Here is a 279-nt window from a genome sequence, read left to right on the forward strand (position 1 = left end):
GGGGTTCTTGCACACGAAGACCGATTGGCTCTCTCGGTTTCCTTCGGTGACGAACCCGCAGGCGTAACAGCGTTGCGACGTATACGCGGGGTTCACCTTCACCAGCGTCGTTCCCGTGTACCGGGCGGCGCTGGTGAGGGCGAGTTCGAGGTGGTGCCATCCCTTGTCGAGGATGGCCCGGTTGAGTCCTGCCTTCTGACGGACCCGGCGGCCGGGCTCGGCCACGGTTCCGGACGCCGAGGCGGACATGTTCTTGACCCGCAGGTCTTCGAGCACGAC

General features: G+C 65.2%; 1 protein-coding gene. It reads right to left on the reverse strand.

The features are described from left to right. Positions 1-279, reverse strand: a 279-nt coding sequence (locus JK361_RS40810; protein ID WP_201828305.1) for a zinc ribbon domain-containing protein, incomplete at both ends; no start/stop codon positions are given.

Source organism: Streptomyces musisoli (assembly GCF_016741855.1).
GTDB lineage: Bacteria > Actinomycetota > Actinomycetes > Streptomycetales > Streptomycetaceae > Streptomyces > Streptomyces musisoli.